The following is a 19,768-nucleotide window of genomic DNA, read 5'->3' on the forward strand; positions in this document are numbered from 1 at the left end:
ATGGCAGAACACCCGCAGATCGACGCCCTGCTGGCGCGCTCGCACCGCCTGGGCGCCGACCCCCGCAACACCAACTACGCCGGCGGCAACACCTCCGCCAAGGGCACCGCGACCGACCCCGTCACCGGCGGCGACGTCGAGCTCATGTGGGTCAAGGGCTCGGGCGGCGACCTGGGCACGCTCACGGCGGGCGGGCTCACCGCACTGCGGCTGGACCGGCTGCGCGCGCTGACCGGCGTGTACCCGGGCGTGGACCGCGAGGGCGAGATGGTCGCGGCCTTCGACTACTGCCTGCACGGCAAGGGACGGCTCCCAGGGGGAGAAGGCACCGCACCGTCCATCGACACCGCGATGCACGGACTCGTCGAGGCCGCCCACGTGGACCACCTCCACCCCGACTCGGGCATCGCGCTCGCGTGCGCCGCCGACGGCGAGGCCCTGACCAAGGAGTGCTTCGGCAACCGGGTCGTATGGGTGCCGTGGCGCCGCCCCGGCTTCCAGCTCGGCCTGGACATCGCCGCCGTCAAGGCGGCCAACCCCGAGGCCATCGGCTGCGTCCTCGGCGGACACGGCATCACCGCCTGGGGCGACACGTCCGAGGAGTGCGAGCGCAACTCCCTGCACATCATCCGCACCGCCGAGGCGTTCCTCGCCGAGCGCGGCGAGGCCGAGCCGTTCGGGCCGGGGCTCGACGGGTACGGGCCTCTGCCGGAGGCCGAGCGACGGGCCCGCGCCGCCGCGCTCGCTCCCGTCGTCCGGGGCCTCGCCTCCACCGACCGCCCGCAGGTCGGCCACTTCACCGACGCCGACGTCGTCCTGGACTTCCTGGCCCGCGCCGAGCACCCGCGGCTCGCCGCGCTCGGCACCTCCTGCCCCGACCACTTCCTGCGCACGAAGGTCCGCCCGCTGGTCCTGGATCTGCCGGCCGGTGCCCCGCTGGAGACGGCGGTCGCCCGCCTCGAGGAACTGCACGCGGCCTACCGCGAGTACTACGAGCGGCACGCCGAGGCGGACTCCCCCGCCATGCGGGGCTCCGACCCGGCGATCGTCCTCGTGCCCGGCGTCGGCATGTTCAGCTTCGGCAAGGACAAGCAGACCGCGCGCGTGGCGGGCGAGTTCTACGTCAACGCGATCAATGTGATGCGCGGGGCCGAGGCGGTCTCCTCGTACGCGCCGATCGAGGAGGCGGAGAAGTTCCGCATCGAGTACTGGGAGCTGGAGGAGGCCAAGCTCCGCCGGATGCCCGCGCCGAAGCCGCTCGCGACCCGCGTCGCCCTGGTGACGGGAGCAGGGTCCGGCATCGGCAGGGCCATCGCGCAACGGCTCCCCGCCGAGGGCGCCTGCGTGGTCGTGGCCGATGTGAACGCGGACGGCGCGAGCGCCGTGGCGGAGGAGCTGGGCGGCCCCGACAAGGCGGTCGCGGTGACGGTCGACGTCACCTCCGAGGAGCAGATCGCCGCCGCCTTCGCCGCCGCGTCGCTCGCCTTCGGCGGCGTGGATCTGGTGGTCAACAACGCCGGGATCTCCGTCTCCAAGCCGCTCCTGGAGACCACGGCCGAGGACTGGGACCTCCAGCACGACATCATGGCCCGCGGCTCCTTCCTGGTCTCCCGGGAGGCGGCCAGGGTGATGACCGCGCAGGGCATCGGCGGCGACATCGTCTACATCGCCTCCAAGAACGGCGTGTTCGCGGGCCCCAACAACATCGCGTACGGGGCGACCAAGGCCGACCAGGCGCACCAGGTCCGGCTGCTCGCCGCCGAACTGGGCGAGCACGGGATCCGGGTCAACGGCGTCAATCCGGACGGCGTCGTGCGGGGCTCCGGCATCTTCGCGGGCGGCTGGGGCGCGAAGCGCGCCGCCGTGTACGGGGTGGAGGAGGAGAGGCTGGGCGAGTTCTACGCGCAGCGGACGCTGCTGAAGCGGGAGGTGCTGCCGGAGCATGTCGCCAACGCGGTGTTCGCGCTGACCGGCGGGGACCTGAGCCACACGACGGGGCTCCACGTGCCGGTGGACGCGGGCGTGGCGGCGGCGTTCCTGCGCTGACGGGCCCATCCCGCCGCCGGCGGCGGGACCGCGCGAGGCCGGCGCGGCCGGACCGCCCGTGCACGCGCCGGCCCGGCCCTCGGGCGAACGGGGTGCGCGAGCAGCCGCCACGCCCGCACCGTGCGGCGCGGGCCTGCGCGTTGCGCTGCACGCCGCGTGGACACGGCGCTCCGCCGTGGCGCGGGCATTCGTCCGCTGCGGCGGAAGGGTGGCGCACCATGGCCCGCACCCGGCAACGGCGCGCAACCGCCGGCGGTCCGACTCGTGTGCAGCTGCACCCCGGTGGTCGCGTTGTGCCCACCCTCCCCCCTGGCCCTGCGGGCATGAGGGTGCCCCCGGTCGCTTCGCTCGCCCTGCGGAACGACTGCCCACAACGTTCCAAAGGACTGACATCGTGTCACCAGATGAACCCCTCGTTTTCGCCGCCGTCGATCTCGGTGCCTCCAGCGGGCGCGTCATCGTCGGGCACGTCGGGGCCGGGGCGCTCGGCCTGACGGAAGTGCACCGGTTCCCGAACACGCCCGTCCGCGTCGGCGGCACCCTGCACTGGGACATCCTCGGGCTGTACCGGGGCGTGCTCGACGGGCTGCGCGCCGCCGGCCGGTTCACCGGCGGGCGGCTCGCGAGCGTGGGGATCGACTCCTGGGCCGTGGACTACGGCCTCCTCGACGCCGACGGCGCCCTCGTCGGCAACCCCGTGCACTACCGGGACGGCCGTACGGAGAGCGCGACCGCCAAGGTCGCGGACCTGCTCCCGCCCGCCGACCTGTACGCGGCCACCGGACTGCAGCACCTCCCCTTCAACACCGTCTACCAGCTGGTCGCCGCGCAGGGCACGCCCGCGCTGGCGGCCGCCCGCAGGCTGCTGCTCGTCCCCGACCTCGTCTCGTACTGGCTGACGGGCGAGACCGGCACCGAGATCACCAACGCCTCCACGACCCAGCTGATCGACCCGCGCAGCCGCGACTGGGCACGCCCCGTCGCCGACACACTCGGGATCGACCTCTCACTCTTCCCGCCGTTGCGCCGGCCCGGCGACCGCGCGGGGCTGCTGCTGCCCGATGCCCTCGCGGAGACGGGATTGACCGGTCCCGTCCCGGTGACCGCGGTCGGGTCGCACGACACCGCGTCCGCCGTGGCGGGCGTGCCCGCGCGCGGTGAGCGCTTCGCGTACATCGCCACCGGCACGTGGTCGCTCGCCGGGCTCGAACTGGACGCGCCCGTCCTCACCGAGGACAGCCGCCGGGCCAACTTCACCAACGAGCTCGGCGTCGACGGCACCGTCCGCTACCTCCGCAACATCATGGGCCTCTGGTTGCTCCAGGAGTGTCTGCGCAGCTGGGAGTCGCAAGGGCAGCCGCAGGAGCTCGGGGAGCTGCTGCGGCGGGCCGGCGCGTGCGCGCCCCTGCGTTCGGTCGTCGACGCCGGCGACCCGGAGTTCATCGCCCCGGGCCGGATGCCGGAGCGCATCGCCGAGGCGTGCCGCCGCACCGGCCGGCCCGTGCCGCGCGACGCGGCCGAGACGACCCGCTGTGTACTGGACTCGCTCGCCCTGGCCCATCGCCGCGCGCTTGCGGACGCCCAGCGGCTCTCCGGCCGTACGATCGACACCGTGCACATCGTCGGCGGCGGCGCCCACAACGAGCTGCTGTGCCGGCTGACGGCCGACGCGTGCGGTCTGCCCGTGGTGGCGGGCCCGGCCGAGGCCGCCGCGCTCGGCAATATCCTGGTGCAGGCCCGTGCGGCCGGGGCGGTGGCCGGAGACCTGTCCGAGCTGCGGAAACTCCTGTACGACACCCAGGAGCTGCGGCGTCACGAGCCCACGGGCGACCTCCGGGCATGGGAGCGGGCGGAAGCCCTCGTCACCGGAGGCCAGGAGGCAGCGGCCCGGCAGCGGACGGGCGCCAAGGAGGAACAGCCGTGCGAGTAGCGCTCTTCGTCACCTGCGTCAACGACACCCTCTTCCCCCGCACCGGGCAGGCGGTCGTCACGCTGCTGGAACGGCTGGGCGTGGAGGTGGACTTCCCTCCGGCACAGACCTGTTGCGGACAGCCGCAGTTCAACACCGGCTACCGGCACGAGACCGAGCCCCTGGTGCGCCGCTACGCCGCCGCGTTCGACGGCTACGACTACGTCGTCACCCCGTCCGGTTCGTGCGCGGCGATGGTGCGCGACAACTACCCGCGCATCGGCGCGAAGGCGGCCGCCGAGGGACGGGGCCAGGAGCTCGCGGAAGCGGCGGCTGCCGCGGTCCCGAAGACCTACGAGCTCACGGAGTTCCTGGTCGACGTGCTGAAGGTGACGGACGTCGGGGCCTGTTACCCGCACACCGTCACCTACCACCCGACCTGCCACGGCCTGCGGATGCTCGGTCTCGGCGACCGGCCGCGGCGGCTGCTGGAGCACGTCGAGGGGCTGGAGCTGCGGGAGCTTCCGGGCGCCGAGGAGTGCTGCGGCTTCGGCGGCACCTTCGCCGTGAAGAACGCCGCCGTGTCCGCGGCGATGGGCGCGGACAAGGCCCGCAACATCGTCTCCACCGGGGCGGAGGCCGTGTGCACGGTCGACAACTCCTGCCAGATGCACATCGGCGGTACGCTCGCCCGGCTCGGCTCGCCGGTGCGTCCGGTCCACATCGCCGAGATCCTGGCGAGCACGGAGGAGGATGCCCGATGAGCGGCACATATCTCGGCATGCCCGCCTTCCCGAAGGCCGCGGCCGAGTCCACACGGAACGCCACCCTGCGCGGCAATCTGCGCCACGCGACCCACACCATCCGTGACAAGCGCGCCAAGGCCGTCGCCGAACTCGACGACTGGGCGGAACTGCGCGCCGCCGGGGCAGCGATCAAGAACCGTACGCTCCGGCACCTCGACCACTACCTGGAGCGGGTGGAGACCGCCGTGACGGCGGCGGGCGGCCAGGTGCACTGGGCCACCGACGCCGCCGAGGCCAACCGGATCGTCACCGACCTCGTACGGGCCACCGGGGAGACCGAGGTCGTCAAGGTCAAGTCCATGGCCACCCAGGAGATCGGGCTCAACGACGCGCTGGCCGAGGCCGGGATCACCGCCTGCGAGACCGACCTCGCCGAGCTGATCGTGCAGTTGGGCGACGACCTGCCCTCGCACATCCTGGTCCCGGCGATCCACCGCAACCGGTCCGAGATCCGCACCATCTTCCGCGAGAAGATGGGCGACTGGGGCCGCCCCGCCCCCGAAGGTCTCACCGACCGGCCCGCGGAGCTGGCCGAGGCGGCGCGGCTGCACCTGCGGGAGAAGTTCCTGCGCGCGAAGGTCGCGATCTCCGGGGCCAACTTCATGGTCGCCGAGACCGGCACCCTGGTCGTGGTCGAGTCCGAGGGCAACGGCCGGATGTGCCTGACCCTGCCCGAGACGCTGATCTCGGTCGTCGGCATCGAGAAGGTGGTGCCGACCTGGCAGGACCTGGAGGTGTTCCTCCAGCTCCTGCCCCGCTCGTCCACGGCCGAGCGGATGAACCCGTACACGAGCATGTGGACGGGGACGTCGGACGGCGACGGACCGCGGACCTTCCATCTGGTGCTGATCGACAACGGCCGCACCGACACCCTCGCCGACACGGTGGGGCGGCAGGCGCTGCGCTGCATCCGCTGCTCGGCCTGCCTGAACGTGTGCCCGGTGTACGAGCGGGCGGGCGGGCACGCCTACGGGTCCGCCTACCCCGGCCCGATCGGCGCGATCCTCACGCCCCAGCTGCGGGGCACGGACAGCGAGCTGGACGCCTCGCTGCCCTACGCCTCGACGCTGTGCGGTGCCTGCTACGAGGTGTGCCCCGTCGCCATCGACATCCCCGAAGTGCTGGTGCATCTGCGGGAACGGGTTGTCGAGGGCGGCGAGGTGACGCGCAACGGTACGAAGGTCACCATCCGCCCGGCCAAGGGGCACGCGGCCGAACGGGCCGCGATGCGCGCGGCCCGCTGGACGCTGGACCACCCGGGCGCGCTGCGCAGGCTCCAGCGCCTCGCCTCCCGCACGCGCCGGCTGCATCCCCGGCGCCTGCCGGGTCCCGGCCGGGCCTGGACGGACACACGGACGGTGCCGGAGGTGCCGGCCGAGTCGTTCCGCGACTGGTGGCAGCGCACGCGCGGTACCGAAGGGAGCGGCGAGTGAGCAGCAGGGACACGGTCCTCGGACGGGTGCGCCGCGCCCTGGCGGACGTGCCGCGCGACGAGCGTCCTCAGGACGTGCCGGTCGTCCGCGACTACCTCCGCGTCCACGGGCAGCGCACGCCCGCGCAGACCGCGGACCTGCTCGCCGAGAACCTCGCGGACTACCGCGCGCTCGTGCACCGCGTCGCGTCCGCCGACGACCTGCCGGGGCTGATCGGCCGGCTGCTGGCGGAGCGCGGGACCCGCACGGTCGTGGTGCCGGACGGGCTGCCGGAGGAGTGGCCGGCCACGGCGGCGGCGAACGGCATCGAGCTCGTGCCGGACACGCCGGGCTCCACACCCGCCGAACTCGACACGGTGGACAGCGTGGTGACCGGCTGCGCGGTGGCCATCGCCGAGACCGGGACGATCGTCCTGGACGGCGGCCCCGGCCAGGGCCGCCGCCGGATCACGCTGGTGCCCGACCACCACATCTGCGTGGTGCGCGTGCCGGAGCAGGTCGCCGACTCGGTGCCGCAGGGCCTGGAGCGCCTGGATCCGGCGCGCCCGCTGACCTGGATCAGCGGCCCGTCGGCGACGAGCGACATCGAGCTGGACCGGGTGGAAGGGGTCCATGGGCCCCGGACGCTGGAAGTGATCCTGGTCGAGGGCTGAAGCCCCCGACATGGCCGAAGTCCCCGGCCGGACCCGTCGGTCCGGCCGGGGCTTCGTCGTGTGTCAGCCCTCGTCCGGCTCGAGCGTCGAGCCGAACGTCCATGTCCCGGAGCCGGCCCACTTCGTACTCGGCCACCCCGTCCTCCGTACGCACCGGGCGCGCACCCCGGTCCGCGTGGACCCGGCCCGAGGTGACCGGCACACGGACCTCGGCACCCCAGTCATCACCCGTGCCGCGCGCCACACATCACGCTTGCCATGCCCCCGTGGCTTTCCGGCCACCCACCGGGCCGCGGTCGGGGGACGGCCGGGGCGGGGCCGTGCAGGGTCGCCCCCGCAGAAATCGGGCGGTGGTGCCGGACGGCGCCGTACCCACCGATTTCGAGGAGGCGAGCCCGGAGGGGCCCCGCACCACCACCCACCGACAGCGGCCGCACCCGGCCCGTCCGGGGTCCCCCCACGCCGCAGGGCGTAGGGGGCACTTGAGGACGGACACACCGGACACCCGTCACGGCACCGGGCACACCCCCCACCCCACACCCGCACCCCGCCGGGGGCACCCCGCACCCCGGCCCGAAGCGCTACCCCGCCCCGTACACCGGCTGCGGTGGCTGCGAGTCCGCCAGGAGTTTCAGGGCCGCCTCCCCCGCCTCCGCGGCGGTCCAGCGGGAACCCTTGTCCGCGGTGGGGCCCGGGCGCCAGCCCTCCATCACGGTGATGCGACCCGCCTCCGCCCCGAAGACGCGGCCCGTGACGCCCGCCGACGCCGTAGCGCCGAGCCAGACGACGAGCGGAGAGACGTTCTCGGGGGCCATCGCGTCGAAGGCCCCCGCCTCCCCGGGCGCCGCCATCGTCTCCGCGAAGGTCTGCTCGGTCATCCGTGTCCGTGCCGCCGGGGCGATCGCGTTGACCTGGACGCCGTAGCGGGCCATCTCCGCCGCCGCGACGAGTGTGAGGCCGACGATGCCCGCCTTCGCCGCGCTGTAGTTGCCCTGGCCGACCGAGCCGAGCAGGCCCGCCCCGGAGGAGGTGTTCACCACCCGTGCGGCCGGCTCGCGGCCGGCCTTCGCCTCGGCCCGCCAGTACGCCGCCGCGTGCTTCAGCGGCAGGAAGTGCCCCTTCAGATGCACCCGCATCACCGCGTCCCAGTCGTCCTCGTCCAGGTTGACCAGCATCCGGTCGCGCAGGAACCCGGCGTTGTTGACGAGGGTGTCGAGCCGCCCGAAGGTGTCGAGCGCGGTCGCCACCAAGGATGCCGCGCCCTCGGCGGACGCCACGTCGCCTGCGTGCGCCACCGCTTCGCCGCCCGCCGCGCGGATCTCGTCGACGACCTGTTCCGCGGGGGTACGGGACGTGCCCGAGCCGTCCGGGCCCACTCCGAGGTCGTTGACCACCACCTTCGCGCCCTCGGCGGCGAAGGCGAGGGCATGTGCCCTGCCCAGCCCGCGACCGGCGCCGGTCACGATCACGACGCGTCCCTCAGTGATTGCGGTCATCACGTTCTCTCCTCACGTCACCGGTCGACATTCGCCGCGTCCAGGAACGCGGGGCGCTCGCCGCCCCCGTGCACCAGCAGCGACGCCCCGCTCACGTACCCCGCCCGGTCCGACGCGAGGAACACGGCCGCGTCCCCGATCTCGCCCGGTTCGGCGAGCCGGCCCAGCGGCACGGTGCGGCCTACCGCCGCGATCCCCGCCTCGTCGCCGTAGTGGAGGTGCGACAGTTCGGTGCGCACCATGCCCAGCACCAGGGTGTTCACCCGGACCTCGGGCGCCCACTCGACGGCCATGGAGCGGGCCAGGTTCTCCAGGCCCGCCTTGGCGGCCCCGTACGCGGCCGTGCCCGGCGAGGGTCGCGTACCGCTCACGCTGCCGATCATCAGGAGCGAGCCGCGCGCCGCGCGCAGGTGCTCGTACGCGGCGAGGGACGCGGTCATCGGCGCCACCAGATTGAGCTGCACCACCCGCGCGTGGCGCTCGGCGGCCCCCTCGCCGAGCAGCCGGTACGGCGTCCCGCCCGCGTTGTTGACGAGGGCGTCGAGCCGTCCGTACCGGCGCCCGACATCGGCGAAGAGGTCCGTGACGGCCACCCCGTCGCGCAGGTCGACGGGTATGAACTCCGCCTCGCGACCGCCCGCTTCGACCGGGGCGTCCGGCGGTCTGCGGGCGCAGACGACGACCTCCGCGCCGGCCGCCAGGAACGCCCGCGCGATCCCCGCGCCGACGCCCCGCGTGCCGCCGGTGACGACGGCGACCCTCCCGTCCAGCTCCATCGGCTGCTACCTTCCTGACGCAGCATCACCTAACAAATGTTTGGTGGAAAGGTAGCTGATCTGCTCATGGGTGTCTCCACCTCAGGCCCGGAGAAGGGCATATCCGTCGTCACGGTCGACTTCCCGCCCGTCAACGCCCTGCCCGTGCAGGGCTGGTACGACCTCGCGGACGCCGTCCGTGCGGCCGGCCGCGACCGGGAGATCCGCTGCGTCGTGCTCACCGCCGCGGGCCGCGGCTTCAACGCGGGCGTCGACATCAAGGAGCTGCAGCGCGACGCGGGCACGCACCGCGCCCTCATCGGCGCCAACCGCGGCTGCTACGAGGCCTTCGCCGCGGTCTACGAGTGCGAGGTACCCGTCGTCGCCGCGGTGCACGGTTTCTGCCTCGGCGGCGGGATCGGGCTCGTCGGGAACGCCGACGCGATCGTGGCGTCCGATGACGCCACCTTCGGGCTGCCGGAGCTGGACCGCGGCGCTCTCGGCGCGGCCACCCATCTCGCCCGGCTCGTACCGCAGCATCTGATGCGCACCCTGTACTACACCTCACGTACGGCCACGGCCGCCGAACTGCAGGCCCACGGCTCGGTGTGGAAGGTCGTCCCGCGCGAGGAACTCCCCACCGCGGCCCTGGAGCTGGCGCGCGAGATCGCGCGGAAGGACGGCCATCTGCTCCGGCTGGCCAAGGCAGCCATCAACGGCATCGACCCCGTCGACGTACGCCGCAGCTACCGCTTCGAGCAGGGCTTCACCTTCGAGGCGGGCCTCAGCGGGACCGCTGGCCGCGTCCGCGACACCTTCGGCAAGGAGGCGTGATCCATGGCCGACAAGACCATGTCCGTCGATGACGTCATCGGGCGGCTGCGCAGCGGCATGACCCTCGGCATCGGCGGCTGGGGCTCACGGCGCAAGCCGATGGCCCTGGTGCGAGCTCTGCTCCGCAGCGGGATCACCGACCTGACCGTCGTCTCGTACGGCGGTCCCGACGTGGGCCTCCTCGCCGCGGCCGGCCGCATCCGCAGGCTCGTGGCGCCGTTCGCGACGCTCGACTCGATCCCGCTGGAGCCGCACTTCCGCGCCGCCCGCGAGCGCGGCGCCTTCGAGATGACCGAGCTCGACGAGGCCATGTTCATGTGGGGCCTGCACGCCGCGGCCAACCGGCTGCCGTTCCTGCCCGTGCGGGCCGGACTCGGCTCGGACGTCATGCGGGTCAACCCCGGGCTGCGGACGGTGACGTCGCCCTACGACGACGGCGAGGAGCTCGTCGCCGTACCCGCCCTGCGCATGGACGCGGCCCTCGTCCACATGAACCGCGCCGACCGGCTCGGCAACGGCCAGTACCTGGGTCCCGACCCGTACTTCGACGACCTCTTCTGCGAGGCGGCCGACGAGGCGTACATGTCGTGCGAACAGCTCGTCGAGACGGCCGAGCTGACCAAGGACGCCGCCCCGCAGACCCTCCTCGTCAGCCGGCACAGCGTCACGGGCGTCGTCGAGACCCCGAACGGCGCGCACTTCACCTCCTGCGTGCCCGACCACGGCCGCGACGAGGCGTTCCAGAAGCTGTACGCGACCACGCCGTGGGAGGAATTCGCCGGACGCTTCCTGTCGGGCCCCGACGAGCACGCCTATCAGTCGGACGTCCGGGCCTGGCACGAGGAGCAGCGATGACCGTCTCTCGTTCCGAGTACTGCGTGATCGCCTGCGCCGAGGCCTGGCGGGACAACGGCGAGGTGCTGGCCAGTCCCATGGGCCTGATCCCCTCCGTCGGCGCGCGCCTCGCCAAGCGCACCTTCTCGCCCGATCTGCTGCTCACGGACGGCGAGGCGATGCTCGTAGGCCTCGACGGCACGGTCGAGGGCTGGCTGCCGTACCGCCGCCACCTCACGATGGTCACCGGCGGGAGACGGCACGTCATGATGGGCGCCGGCCAGATCGACCGGTACGGCAACCAGAACATCTCCTGCATCGGCGGCTGGGCCCGACCGGCCCGCCAGCTGCTCGGTGTGCGCGGAGCGCCGGTCAACACCCTCAACAATCCGGTCAGTTACTGGGTGCCGCGGCACTCCACCCGTGTGTTCGTCGAGAAGGTCGACATGGTGAGCGGTGTGGGGTACGACAACGCGGCGGGTGCTCGCTTCCACCGCATCCCGCGGGTGGTCAGCGACCTCGGGGTCTTCGACTTCGCGACGCCGGACCGGTCCATGCGGCTGGCCTCCCTGCATCCGGGGGTGACGGTGGAACAGGTGCGGGAGGCGACCGGATTCGGGCTGGTGATCGGTGACGACGTCCCGTGCACGCGGGAGCCGACCGCAGCCGAACTGACGCTGATCCGCGACGTCATCGACCCGGACGGTATGCGCGATCGCGAGGTCGGGGCCTGATGGAGACCGCGCTCACCAAGCTCGTCGGCGTCCGCCACCCCATCGTCCAGACCGGCATGGGCTGGGTCGCGGGCCCTCGGCTGGTGACCGCCACCGCCGACGCCGGGGCGCTCGGCATCCTCGCCTCCGCGACCATGACCACCGGGCAGCTCCGACAGGCCGTGCGTGAGGTCAAGTCCCGTACGGACGCGCCCTTCGGCGTCAATCTGCGCGCCGACGCCGGGGACGCACGGGAGCGGGTGCGGATCATCGTCGACGAGGGCGTACGCGTCGCCTCCTTCGCCCTGGCCCCCTCGCGCGAGCTGATCGCCGAGCTCAAGGACGCGGGCGTCGTGGTCATCCCGTCCATCGGCGCCCGCCGCCACGCCGAGAAGGTCGCAGCGTGGGGCGCGGACGCGGTGATCGTGCAGGGCGGCGAGGGCGGTGGCCACACCGGGGACGTCGCCACGACCGTGCTGTTGCCGGAGGTCGTGGATGCCGTGGAGATCCCGGTGGTCGCGGCGGGCGGTTTCCACGACGGGCGAGGGCTGGTGGCGGCGCTCGCCTTCGGGGCGGCGGGCGTCGCCATGGGCACCCGTTTCCTGCTCACATCGGACTCGACGGTCCCGGACGCCGTCAAGGCCCGTTATCTGGCGGCGTCGGTGAAGGACATCACCGTCACGACGGCCGTCGACGGCCTGCCGCACCGCATGCTCCGTACGGAACTCGTCGACGCGCTCGAACGGTCCGGCCGTACCCGGGCCCTCCTGCACGCCGTCCGCCAGGCTGCCCGTTTCAGGAAGCTCTCGGGACTGCCCTGGGCCGCGATGATCCGTGACGGGCTCGCGATGAAACACGGCAAGGACCTGTCCTGGAGCCAGGTCCTGCTCGCCGCGAACACGCCGATGCTCCTGAAGGCCTCCATGGTCGAGGGCCGCACCGACCTCGGCGTCATGGCGTCCGGTCAGGTCGCGGGCCTGATCGAGGACCTCCCCAGCTGCGCGGAGCTGGTCGCCCGCGTGATGTCCGAGGCCGACCACACACTCCGCGCCCTACCGCCCCTTCCGGGCCCGACCGCCGACTGACGACGGACACCCGGGCCCGCCATTACCGAGCCCGCCCGCCGACCGACGACGGAGACCCGGGCCCACCGAACAGCACCGGGCGTCGCACGCCCCGTCGGGCGGGCCCGACGGGCGCGCCTAGCGGCCCGCGGCCCGGTGGTGGCGGCCGGTCTGCGCGCGCCGGCCCGACCCCGTACCGCCGCCGCCCTGCTGCGGACGCGGCGTCCTGCGCCGCGACCGCGCGGACCGCGCCGCCGTCTGCTGCGGCTGCGGCTGCTGCGGCACCTCGATGGTGACGGCCACCCCCGACGGCTCGCGGGCCCCGGTCAGCCGTGCCAGCTCCTCGTCGCTGGACTTGATCATCGCCGTGCGCGGGCTGATGCCCGCATCCGACATCAGCCGGGCCATCTCGCGCTTCTGGTCCGGCAGGACCAGCGTGACGACGCTGCCCGACTCACCCGCCCGCGCGGTGCGCCCGCCCCGGTGCAGATAGTCCTTGTGGTCCATCGGCGGATCGACGTTCACGACGAGGTCCAGGTCGTCGACATGGATGCCACGGGCCGCCACATTGGTCGCCACCAGCGCGCTGACCTGCCCGTTCTTGAACTGGTCGAGGGTGCGGTTGCGCTGCGGCTGCGACCGCCCGCCGTGCAGGCCCGCCGCCCGTACGCCGCTGGCGAGCAGCCTCTTGACGAGCCGGTCCACGGACCGCTTGGTGTCCAGGAACATGATGACCCGGCCGTCACGGGCCGCTATGCGCGTCGTGACCGCCTTCTTGTCCGTCTCGTCGGCGACGTACAGGACGTGGTGGTCCATCGTGGTCACGGCGCCTGCGGACGGGTCGACCGAGTGCACGACGGGGTCGGTCAGGAACTGCCGTACGAGCCGGTCGATGTTCCGGTCCAGGGTGGCCGAGAACAGCATGCGCTGCCCGTCCGTCTCCACCTGCTTCAGCAGGGCGGTGACCTGCGGCATGAAGCCCATGTCCGCCATCTGGTCGGCCTCGTCCAGCACGGTGATCGCCACCTGGTCGAGCCGGCAGTCGCCGCGCTCGATGAGGTCCTTGAGCCGGCCGGGCGTCGCCACGACCACCTCGGCGCCGCGCCGCAGCGAGCCCGCCTGCTTGGTGATCGACATTCCGCCGACGACTGTGGTGAGCCGCAGGTTGACGGCCGTCGCGTACGGGGTGAGGGCATCGGTGACCTGCTGGGCGAGCTCCCGCGTGGGCACGAGGACCAGGGCGAGCGGGGCCCCGGACTCGGCCCGCCGCCCGGCGGTGCGGGCGAGCAGCGCGAGACCGAAAGCGAGGGTCTTGCCGGAGCCGGTGCGCCCGCGTCCGAGCAGGTCACGCCCGGCGAGCGAGTTCGGCAGCGTGGCGGCCTGGATCGGGAAGGGTGCGGTCACCCCCTGCGCGGTGAGGGTCTTCAGCAGCGCCGCGGGCAGTTCCAGCTCGTCGAACGACGCGACGGCGGGCAGGGCGGGCGTGCTGGTTTCCGGCAGCGTGAATTCCTGCGGAGGCGTCACGGCACGGCGCACACCGCCGGAGCGTTTGGCCGAGCCGTTCGCGGAGCCCTTTGCGGGGCTCTTGGCAGGGCTCTTGGCGGACCGTCGCGCGGGCTGTTTCGACGGCTCGTTCACCGACCGGTTCGCGGAGGAGCCCGCGGACCTGTCCACGGGCTCGTTCGCGGTGCGCTTGACGGGTCGCGTCGCCGGTCGCCGGCGTGCGGGACTTTCGGAGCGAGTCATTCGGGAATGCCTTCCTGGGCCTGAGGACAGCACAAGCCGGGGCCCGCACCGCGAAGGTGCGGGCCCCGGCTGCGTGGTACGCGTCCGGATGTCAGGCCGGGACGATGTTCTCCGCCTGCGGGCCCTTCTGGCCCTGCGTGACGTCGAAGGTGACCTTCTGGCCTTCCTGGAGCTCACGGAAGCCCGAGGAGGCGATGTTGGAGTAGTGCGCGAAGACGTCGGCGCCGCCGCCGTCCTGCTCGATGAAGCCGAAGCCCTTTTCCGAGTTGAACCACTTCACGGTTCCAGTGGCCATGTCATTCTCCCGATAGGTAAGAGGTCCCACCCGGAGAAAGCCGGAAAAACAGTAATGCGCCTAGCGGATCATTTCCCGTCAGGCGCACATAAAGTTCATGGGTACCAAAACTGCAACGCCGCTAACTGTAGCACGCCCGGATCTCCCGTGTGGAACCACGAAACGGCGGAGCCGTGACCGAGCTCTATTGTCATGAGCACCATCGACGCTGCCGCCGGACGCGCCCGCACCCATGTCGCCCCGGGCCGACCCGTCCACGGCGTCACCGCCTTCCCTCGAAAGCCCACGCCGCCTTTCGAGGACGCGGCCCGTCCCACTGACATGTGCGCCGCGCCCTCACGGAGATGGCGGCGCTACAGCCGCTCGATGATGGTCACGTTCGCCTGGCCCCCGCCCTCGCACATCGTCTGAAGACCGAACCGCCCACCCGTGCGCTCCAGTTCGTGCAGCAGCGTCGTCATCAGCTTCACACCCGTAGCGCCCAGCGGATGCCCGAGGGCGATCGCGCCGCCGTTCACGTTCACCCGCGCGGGGTCCGCGCCGGTCTCCTTGAGCCAGGCGAGCACCACAGGGGCGAAGGCCTCGTTGATCTCGACCAGGTCGATGTCGTCGATGGTCATACCGGTCTTCTTCAGCGCGTGTGCGGTGGCCGGGATGGGGGCGGAGAGCATGCGGATGGGGTCCTCGCCGCGCACCGAGAGGTGGTGGACGCGGGCGCGTGGGGTGAGCCCGTGTTCGCGTACGGCACGCTCGCTCGCGAGGAGCATCGCCGCCGCGCCGTCCGAGACCTGGGAGGAGCAGGCCGCGGTGATCGTGCCGCCGTCCAGGACGGGGCGCAGGCCCGCCATCTTCTCCAGGGTCGTGTCGCGGCGAGGGCCTTCGTCCACCGTCACGTCGCCGTGGGCGACGGTCTCCCGCTCGAAGCGGCCCTCGTCGATCGCGCGGACGGCCCGCTGGTGGGAGCGGAGGGCGAACTCCTCCATGTCGAGGCGGGAGATGCCCCACTTCTTCGCGATCAGCTCGGCGCCGTGGAACTGGTCGACGGGCGCGTCGCCGTACCGGGCACTCCAGCCCTGCGAGCCGTGGAAGGGGCCCTCGGTCAGCCCGAGCGGCTCCGCGGCCCGGCGGGAGGCGAAGGCGATCGGGATCTGCGTCATGTTCTGCACGCCGCCCGCGACGACGAGGTCCTGGGTGCCCGACATGACCCCCTGGGCCGCGAAGTGCACCGCCTGCTGCGAGGAGCCGCACTGGCGATCGACGGTGACGCCCGGCACCTCCTCGGGCAGGCCCGCCGCCAGCCAGCAGGTGCGGGCGATGTCACCGGCCTGCGGGCCCACGGTGTCCAGGCAGCCGAAGACGACGTCCTCGACGGCGGCCGGGTCGATCCCCGACCGGGCGACCAGGGCGTTGAGGACGTGTGCGCCCAGGTCGGCGGGGTGGACACCGGCCAGGCCTCCGTTGCGCCGGCCGACCGGGGTGCGTACCGCTTCGACTATGTAGGCCTCGGCCATGACTGCTGCTCCTTCGTCGTAATGCCGTCGAGCACCATCGACAGGTACTGGCGGGCGATCTCGTCGGGGCTGTGCCGCCCGCCCGGCCGGTACCAGGACGCCGCGACCCACACCGTGTCGCGGACGAACCGGTACGTGAGCCGGACGTCCAGGTCGTCGCGGAAGACGCGCGCGGCGACCCCGCGCTCCAGCGTTCCCAGCCATGCCTTCTCGAACTTCTGCTGCGAGTCGGCGAGATAGCGGAAGCGGGGCTGTGCGGAGAGGTGCCTGGACTCCTTCTGGTAGATCGCGACGGCGGCGCGGTGCCGGTCGATCTCCCGGAACGACTCGGTGACGAGTGCCTCGATCGTCTCCCTCGGCCCGAGCCCGGCCGCGAGGACGGTGTCGTACCCCGCCCACAGCTCGTCGAGGAAGGTGGAGAGGATCTCGTCGAGCATCGATTCCTTGGAATCGAAGTGGTAGTACAGGCTGCCGGCGAGCATGCCCGCCGCGTCCGCGATCTTGCGGACGGTGGTGGCGTTGTAGCCCTGGGCGGCGAACACCTCGGCCGCGATGCCGAGCAGTTCGCGGCGCCGCTCCGGCGAGGCGGTCACCTGGGTCTTCTTCTTCGTCGTTGGCACGTGCCCATTCTGGTCCTGCCCGGTCCTGCCCGATCTACGGATGCTGGGAGCTGACGGACACCGTCTCGCCCGTCATGTACGAGGAGTAGCCGCTGGCGAGGAAGACGATGACGTTGGCGACCTCCCAGGGCTCGGCGTACCGGCCGAAGGCCTCGCGGGCGGTGAGCTCCTCCAGCAGCTCGGCCGAGGTCACCTTCACGAGGTGCGGGTGCATGGCGAGGCTCGGCGAGACCGCGTTGACGCGGACCCCGTACGCCGCCGCCTCGACCGCCGCGCACCGGGTCAGCGCCATGACGCCGGCCTTCGCGGCGGCGTAGTGGGCCTGGCCGGCCTGGGCGCGCCAGCCGACGACGGAGGCGTTGTTGACGACGACGCCGCCGCGGCCGGCCGCCCTGAACATCCGGAGGGCGGCCCGGGTGCAGCGGAAGGTGCCGTTCAGCGTGACGTCCAGCACGCGGGACCACTGCTCGTCGGTCATGTCGACGAGTTCGGCCGTGCCGCCGAGGCCCGCGTTGTTGACGACGACGTCGAGGCCCCCGTGGATCCGTACGGCCTCGTCGAAGAGGGCCTGCACCTGGGCCTCGTCGGTGACGTCGCACACCTGCGACTCCACGGCCGCCGCCCCGAACTCGGCAGCGAGCGCGGCCTCGCTCTCCTTGAGGCGGCGCGCATGCGCGTCGCTGATCAGGACCCGTGCGCCTTCCTCCAGGAAACGGCGCGCGGTCGCACCGCCGATCCCGGCCCCCGCGGCCGCGGTGATGACGGCGGTACGGCGGTCCAGCAGCGCATGCCCCGGTACGTACTGAGCCTTGTTGTCCGTCACACCGGCACGTTAACCTACCAAACACTTGTTAGGGAAGGTTCCCGGGGAGGGGAGCGCGCGCTTCATGGACCTGACACACACGGCGGACGAGGACGCGTTCCGCGCGGAGGCCCGCGCGTGGCTGCGTGCGCACGTCCCGGCCGGGCCGCTGCCGTCGCTGGAGACGGAGGAGGGCTTCGCCGCGCACCGGGAGTGGGAGGCGGAGCTGTACGCGCACCGCTGGTCGGTGGTGTCCTGGCCGCAGCGGTACGGCGGCCGCGGCGTCGATCTCTTCCACTGGCTGGTCTTCGAGGAGGAGTACTACGCGGCAGGCGCGCCCGGCCGGGTGTCGCAGAACGGCATCAGCCTCCTTGCCCCGACCCTCTTCGACCACGGGACCGAGGAGCAGCGGGCCCGCGTCCTGCCGTCCATGGCCGGTGGCGAGGCGATCTGGGCGCAGGCCTGGTCGGAGCCGGAGTCCGGCTCCGACCTCGCGTCGCTGAAGTCCAGGGCCGTGCGGACGGACGGCGGCTGGCTGTTGTCGGGCCAGAAGACATGGTCGTCGCGGGCGGCCTTCGCGGACCGGGCGTTCGGCATCTTCCGGACCGACCCCGATGCCGGCAGGCCCCACCGGGGCCTGACGTACCTGATGTTCGACCTGCGCGCGCCGGGCGTCACGGTCCGCCCGATCGGCCGGCTCGATGGCAAGCCGGCCTTCGGCGAACTGTTCCTGGACGACGTCTTCGTGCCGGACGAGGACGTGATCGGCGAGCCCGGGCAGGGCTGGCGCATCGCCATGTCGACGGCCGGCAACGAACGCGGCCTCACGCTCCGCTCCCCCGGCCGCTTCCTGGCCGCGGCCGACCGGCTCGTACGGCTCTGGCGGTCGGCCGGGGACCCCTCCGACACGGCGCTGAGGAACCGGGTCGCGGACGCGGTGATCGGCGCACGGGCGTACCAGCTCTTCACGTACGCCAACGCCTCGCGCTTCGCGGCGGGTTCGGCCATCGGTGCCGAATCCAGCCTGAACAAGGTCTTCTGGTCCGAGTACGACATCGCCCTGCACGAGACCGCGCTCGATCTGCTCGGCGCGGACGGCGAGTTGGCGGACGGCCCGGGCGAGTGGGCCGAGGGGTACGTCTTCTCGCTGGCCGGACCCCTCTACGCCGGGACGAACGAGATCCAGCGCGACATCATCGCCGAGCGCCTGCTCGGACTTCCGAAAGGCCGCCGCTGATGCGCTTCCTGCTCGACGACGAACAGCAGGCCTTCGGGCGCTCGCTGGACGCGATGCTGACGGCCGCGGACACGGTGGCGGCGGCGCGGGCCTGGGCGGCGGGCGACCCCGCGCCGGGCCGCGCACTGTGGTCCCGCCTGGCCGACGCGGGGGTCTTCGCGCTGGCCGTTCCGGAGAAGTACGAGGGCCTGGGCCCGCTTCCCGTCGAGCTCGCCGTCGCGTTCGTGGAGCTCGGCCGCCATGCGGTACCGGGGCCGCTGGCGGAAACGGTCGCCGCGGCCGCGCTGCTCGCGGAGCTCGGCGAGCCCGGCCCGGCGAAGCGGCTCCTGCCGGGGATCGCGGCGGGCGAGGTGACGGCGACGCTGCGGCTTCCGGGTGCGGGGCGGTACGTGCTCGACGCGGATGCGGCGGGCTGGGTGCTGGTGGTCGAACCGGATGGCGGCGAGGGCGCCGACGGCTCCGGCCCGCCCCGCGCGAGGCTGCGTGTCGCACCCGGGCACGGACCGGTCCGGGCGTCGGCCGATCCGGTGCGGCGGCTTGCCGTGCCGGACGCGGGCGGGGAGGTCATCGCCGCCGGGACCGCCGTCGCCGCGGCGGCCCGGCGCGCCGGGGACTGGGCGCGTCTCGCCACGGCCGCGCAGTCGCTCGGCATCGGGCTCGCCTTGCTGGAGCGGACCGTCGCGTACGCCGGGCAGCGCACCCAGTTCGGCGCGCCGATCGGGTCGTTCCAGGCGGTCAAGCACCGGCTGGCGGACACACTCGTCGCGCTCGAATTCGCCCGGCCGCTCCTCCACGGGGCGGCGCTCTCGCTGGCCCCCGCCGAGGTCGCCGCGGCGAAGGTGGCCACGGGCGAGGCCGCGTACGCCGCCGCCCGCACCGCCCTCCAACTGCACGGCGCCGTCGGCTACACCGAGGAGCTGGACCTCTCGCTCTGGCTGCGCAAGGCCCGCCCGCTGCGGGACGCATGGGGCACGCCGGCCCAGTGCCGGGCCGCGGTGCTGTCCGGCTGACTCC

At 73.0% G+C, this 19,768-nt stretch carries 18 protein-coding genes; 11 read left to right on the forward strand and 7 right to left on the reverse strand.

Annotated elements, in window-relative coordinates:
• The 5 genes from ABT078_RS09340 (at window position 1) to ABT078_RS09360 (ending at window position 6,847) form a co-directional block, all read left to right on the forward strand.
• Complete coding sequence (locus ABT078_RS09340) at window positions 1–2,046, forward strand: bifunctional aldolase/short-chain dehydrogenase (RefSeq protein WP_351225522.1); 2,046 nt, start codon at window positions 1–3, stop codon at window positions 2,044–2,046.
• A 391-nt stretch (window positions 2,047–2,437) separates the two neighbouring features.
• Window positions 2,438–3,976, forward strand: a complete 1,539-nt coding sequence (locus ABT078_RS09345) for a rhamnulokinase (protein ID WP_502981182.1) — start codon at window positions 2,438–2,440, stop codon at window positions 3,974–3,976.
• Entirely contained in the window at window positions 3,967–4,719 is a 753-nt protein-coding gene (locus tag ABT078_RS09350) for a (Fe-S)-binding protein (RefSeq protein WP_351225526.1), read from the forward strand. Before ABT078_RS09345 ends, ABT078_RS09350 begins: the two co-directional genes overlap by 10 nt.
• Complete coding sequence (locus ABT078_RS09355) at window positions 4,716–6,194, forward strand: lactate utilization protein B (protein WP_351225528.1); 1,479 nt, start codon at window positions 4,716–4,718, stop codon at window positions 6,192–6,194. The genes ABT078_RS09350 and ABT078_RS09355 overlap by 4 nt, the downstream gene beginning before the upstream one ends.
• A complete protein-coding gene (locus ABT078_RS09360; RefSeq protein WP_351225530.1) occupies window positions 6,191–6,847 on the forward strand; it encodes a LutC/YkgG family protein in 657 nt (218 codons plus the stop codon). Before ABT078_RS09355 ends, ABT078_RS09360 begins: the two co-directional genes overlap by 4 nt.
• Window positions 6,848–7,428: 581 nt before the next feature.
• On the opposite strand, the gene ABT078_RS09365 is transcribed toward ABT078_RS09360, so the two are convergent.
• A complete protein-coding gene (locus tag ABT078_RS09365; RefSeq protein ID WP_351225532.1) occupies window positions 7,429–8,343 on the reverse strand; it encodes an SDR family oxidoreductase in 915 nt (304 codons plus the stop codon).
• Window positions 8,344–8,360: 17 nt separating this feature from the next.
• The gene (locus tag ABT078_RS09370; RefSeq protein ID WP_351225534.1) at window positions 8,361–9,119 is read right to left on the reverse strand and encodes an SDR family oxidoreductase; all 759 of its coding nucleotides are present in this window, start codon (window positions 9,117–9,119) and stop codon (window positions 8,361–8,363) included.
• Between the two features lie 66 nt (window positions 9,120–9,185).
• On the opposite strand from ABT078_RS09370, the gene ABT078_RS09375 reads away from it, so the two are divergent.
• From ABT078_RS09375 to ABT078_RS09390, 4 genes are read left to right on the forward strand one after another with little or no spacing between them, the layout of a single operon-like run.
• Window positions 9,186–9,932, forward strand: coding sequence for an enoyl-CoA hydratase family protein (locus tag ABT078_RS09375; protein WP_351225536.1), 747 nt, complete (start codon window positions 9,186–9,188; stop codon window positions 9,930–9,932).
• A 3-nt stretch (window positions 9,933–9,935) separates the two neighbouring features.
• Window positions 9,936–10,787 carry a CoA transferase subunit A gene (locus ABT078_RS09380; RefSeq protein WP_351225538.1) on the forward strand — a complete coding sequence of 284 codons (852 nt, stop codon included), beginning with the start codon at window positions 9,936–9,938 and terminating at the stop codon, window positions 10,785–10,787.
• A complete protein-coding gene (locus ABT078_RS09385; RefSeq protein WP_351225539.1) occupies window positions 10,784–11,500 on the forward strand; it encodes a CoA-transferase subunit beta in 717 nt (238 codons plus the stop codon). Before ABT078_RS09380 ends, ABT078_RS09385 begins: the two co-directional genes overlap by 4 nt.
• Window positions 11,500–12,564 carry an NAD(P)H-dependent flavin oxidoreductase gene (locus tag ABT078_RS09390; protein WP_351225541.1) on the forward strand — a complete coding sequence of 355 codons (1,065 nt, stop codon included), beginning with the start codon at window positions 11,500–11,502 and terminating at the stop codon, window positions 12,562–12,564. The genes ABT078_RS09385 and ABT078_RS09390 overlap by 1 nt, the downstream gene beginning before the upstream one ends.
• A gap of 117 nt (window positions 12,565–12,681) precedes the next feature.
• On the opposite strand, the gene ABT078_RS09395 is transcribed toward ABT078_RS09390, so the two are convergent.
• The 5 genes from ABT078_RS09395 to ABT078_RS09415 form a co-directional block, all read right to left on the reverse strand.
• Window positions 12,682–14,217: a DEAD/DEAH box helicase gene (locus ABT078_RS09395; RefSeq protein ID WP_502981180.1), complete on the reverse strand. Its 1,536-nt coding sequence runs from the start codon at window positions 14,215–14,217 to the stop codon at window positions 12,682–12,684.
• 163 nt (window positions 14,218–14,380) lie between these two features.
• Window positions 14,381–14,584, reverse strand: coding sequence for a cold-shock protein (locus ABT078_RS09400; protein ID WP_030707104.1), 204 nt, complete (start codon window positions 14,582–14,584; stop codon window positions 14,381–14,383).
• Window positions 14,585–14,937: 353 nt separating this feature from the next.
• Window positions 14,938–16,095 carry an acetyl-CoA C-acetyltransferase gene (locus tag ABT078_RS09405; protein WP_351225546.1) on the reverse strand — a complete coding sequence of 386 codons (1,158 nt, stop codon included), beginning with the start codon at window positions 16,093–16,095 and terminating at the stop codon, window positions 14,938–14,940.
• On the reverse strand, window positions 16,077–16,715 hold the full coding sequence (locus ABT078_RS09410) for a TetR/AcrR family transcriptional regulator (RefSeq protein ID WP_351225548.1): 639 nt from the start codon (window positions 16,713–16,715) through the stop codon (window positions 16,077–16,079). Before ABT078_RS09410 ends, ABT078_RS09405 begins: the two co-directional genes overlap by 19 nt.
• 34 nt (window positions 16,716–16,749) lie before the next feature.
• Entirely contained in the window at window positions 16,750–17,538 is a 789-nt protein-coding gene (locus ABT078_RS09415; RefSeq protein WP_351225550.1) for an SDR family oxidoreductase, read from the reverse strand.
• A 64-nt stretch (window positions 17,539–17,602) separates the two neighbouring features.
• Here ABT078_RS09415 and ABT078_RS09420 point away from each other — a divergent pair, with 64 nt between their 5' ends.
• Window positions 17,603–18,754, forward strand: a complete 1,152-nt coding sequence (locus ABT078_RS09420; RefSeq protein ID WP_351225552.1) for an acyl-CoA dehydrogenase family protein — start codon at window positions 17,603–17,605, stop codon at window positions 18,752–18,754.
• Window positions 18,754–19,764: an acyl-CoA dehydrogenase family protein gene (locus ABT078_RS09425; protein WP_351225554.1), complete on the forward strand. Its 1,011-nt coding sequence runs from the start codon at window positions 18,754–18,756 to the stop codon at window positions 19,762–19,764. The genes ABT078_RS09420 and ABT078_RS09425 overlap by 1 nt, the downstream gene beginning before the upstream one ends.
• Window positions 19,765–19,768 lie beyond the last annotated feature (4 nt).

Source organism: Streptomyces sp. NPDC002133 (assembly GCF_040296405.1).
GTDB lineage: Bacteria > Actinomycetota > Actinomycetes > Streptomycetales > Streptomycetaceae > Streptomyces.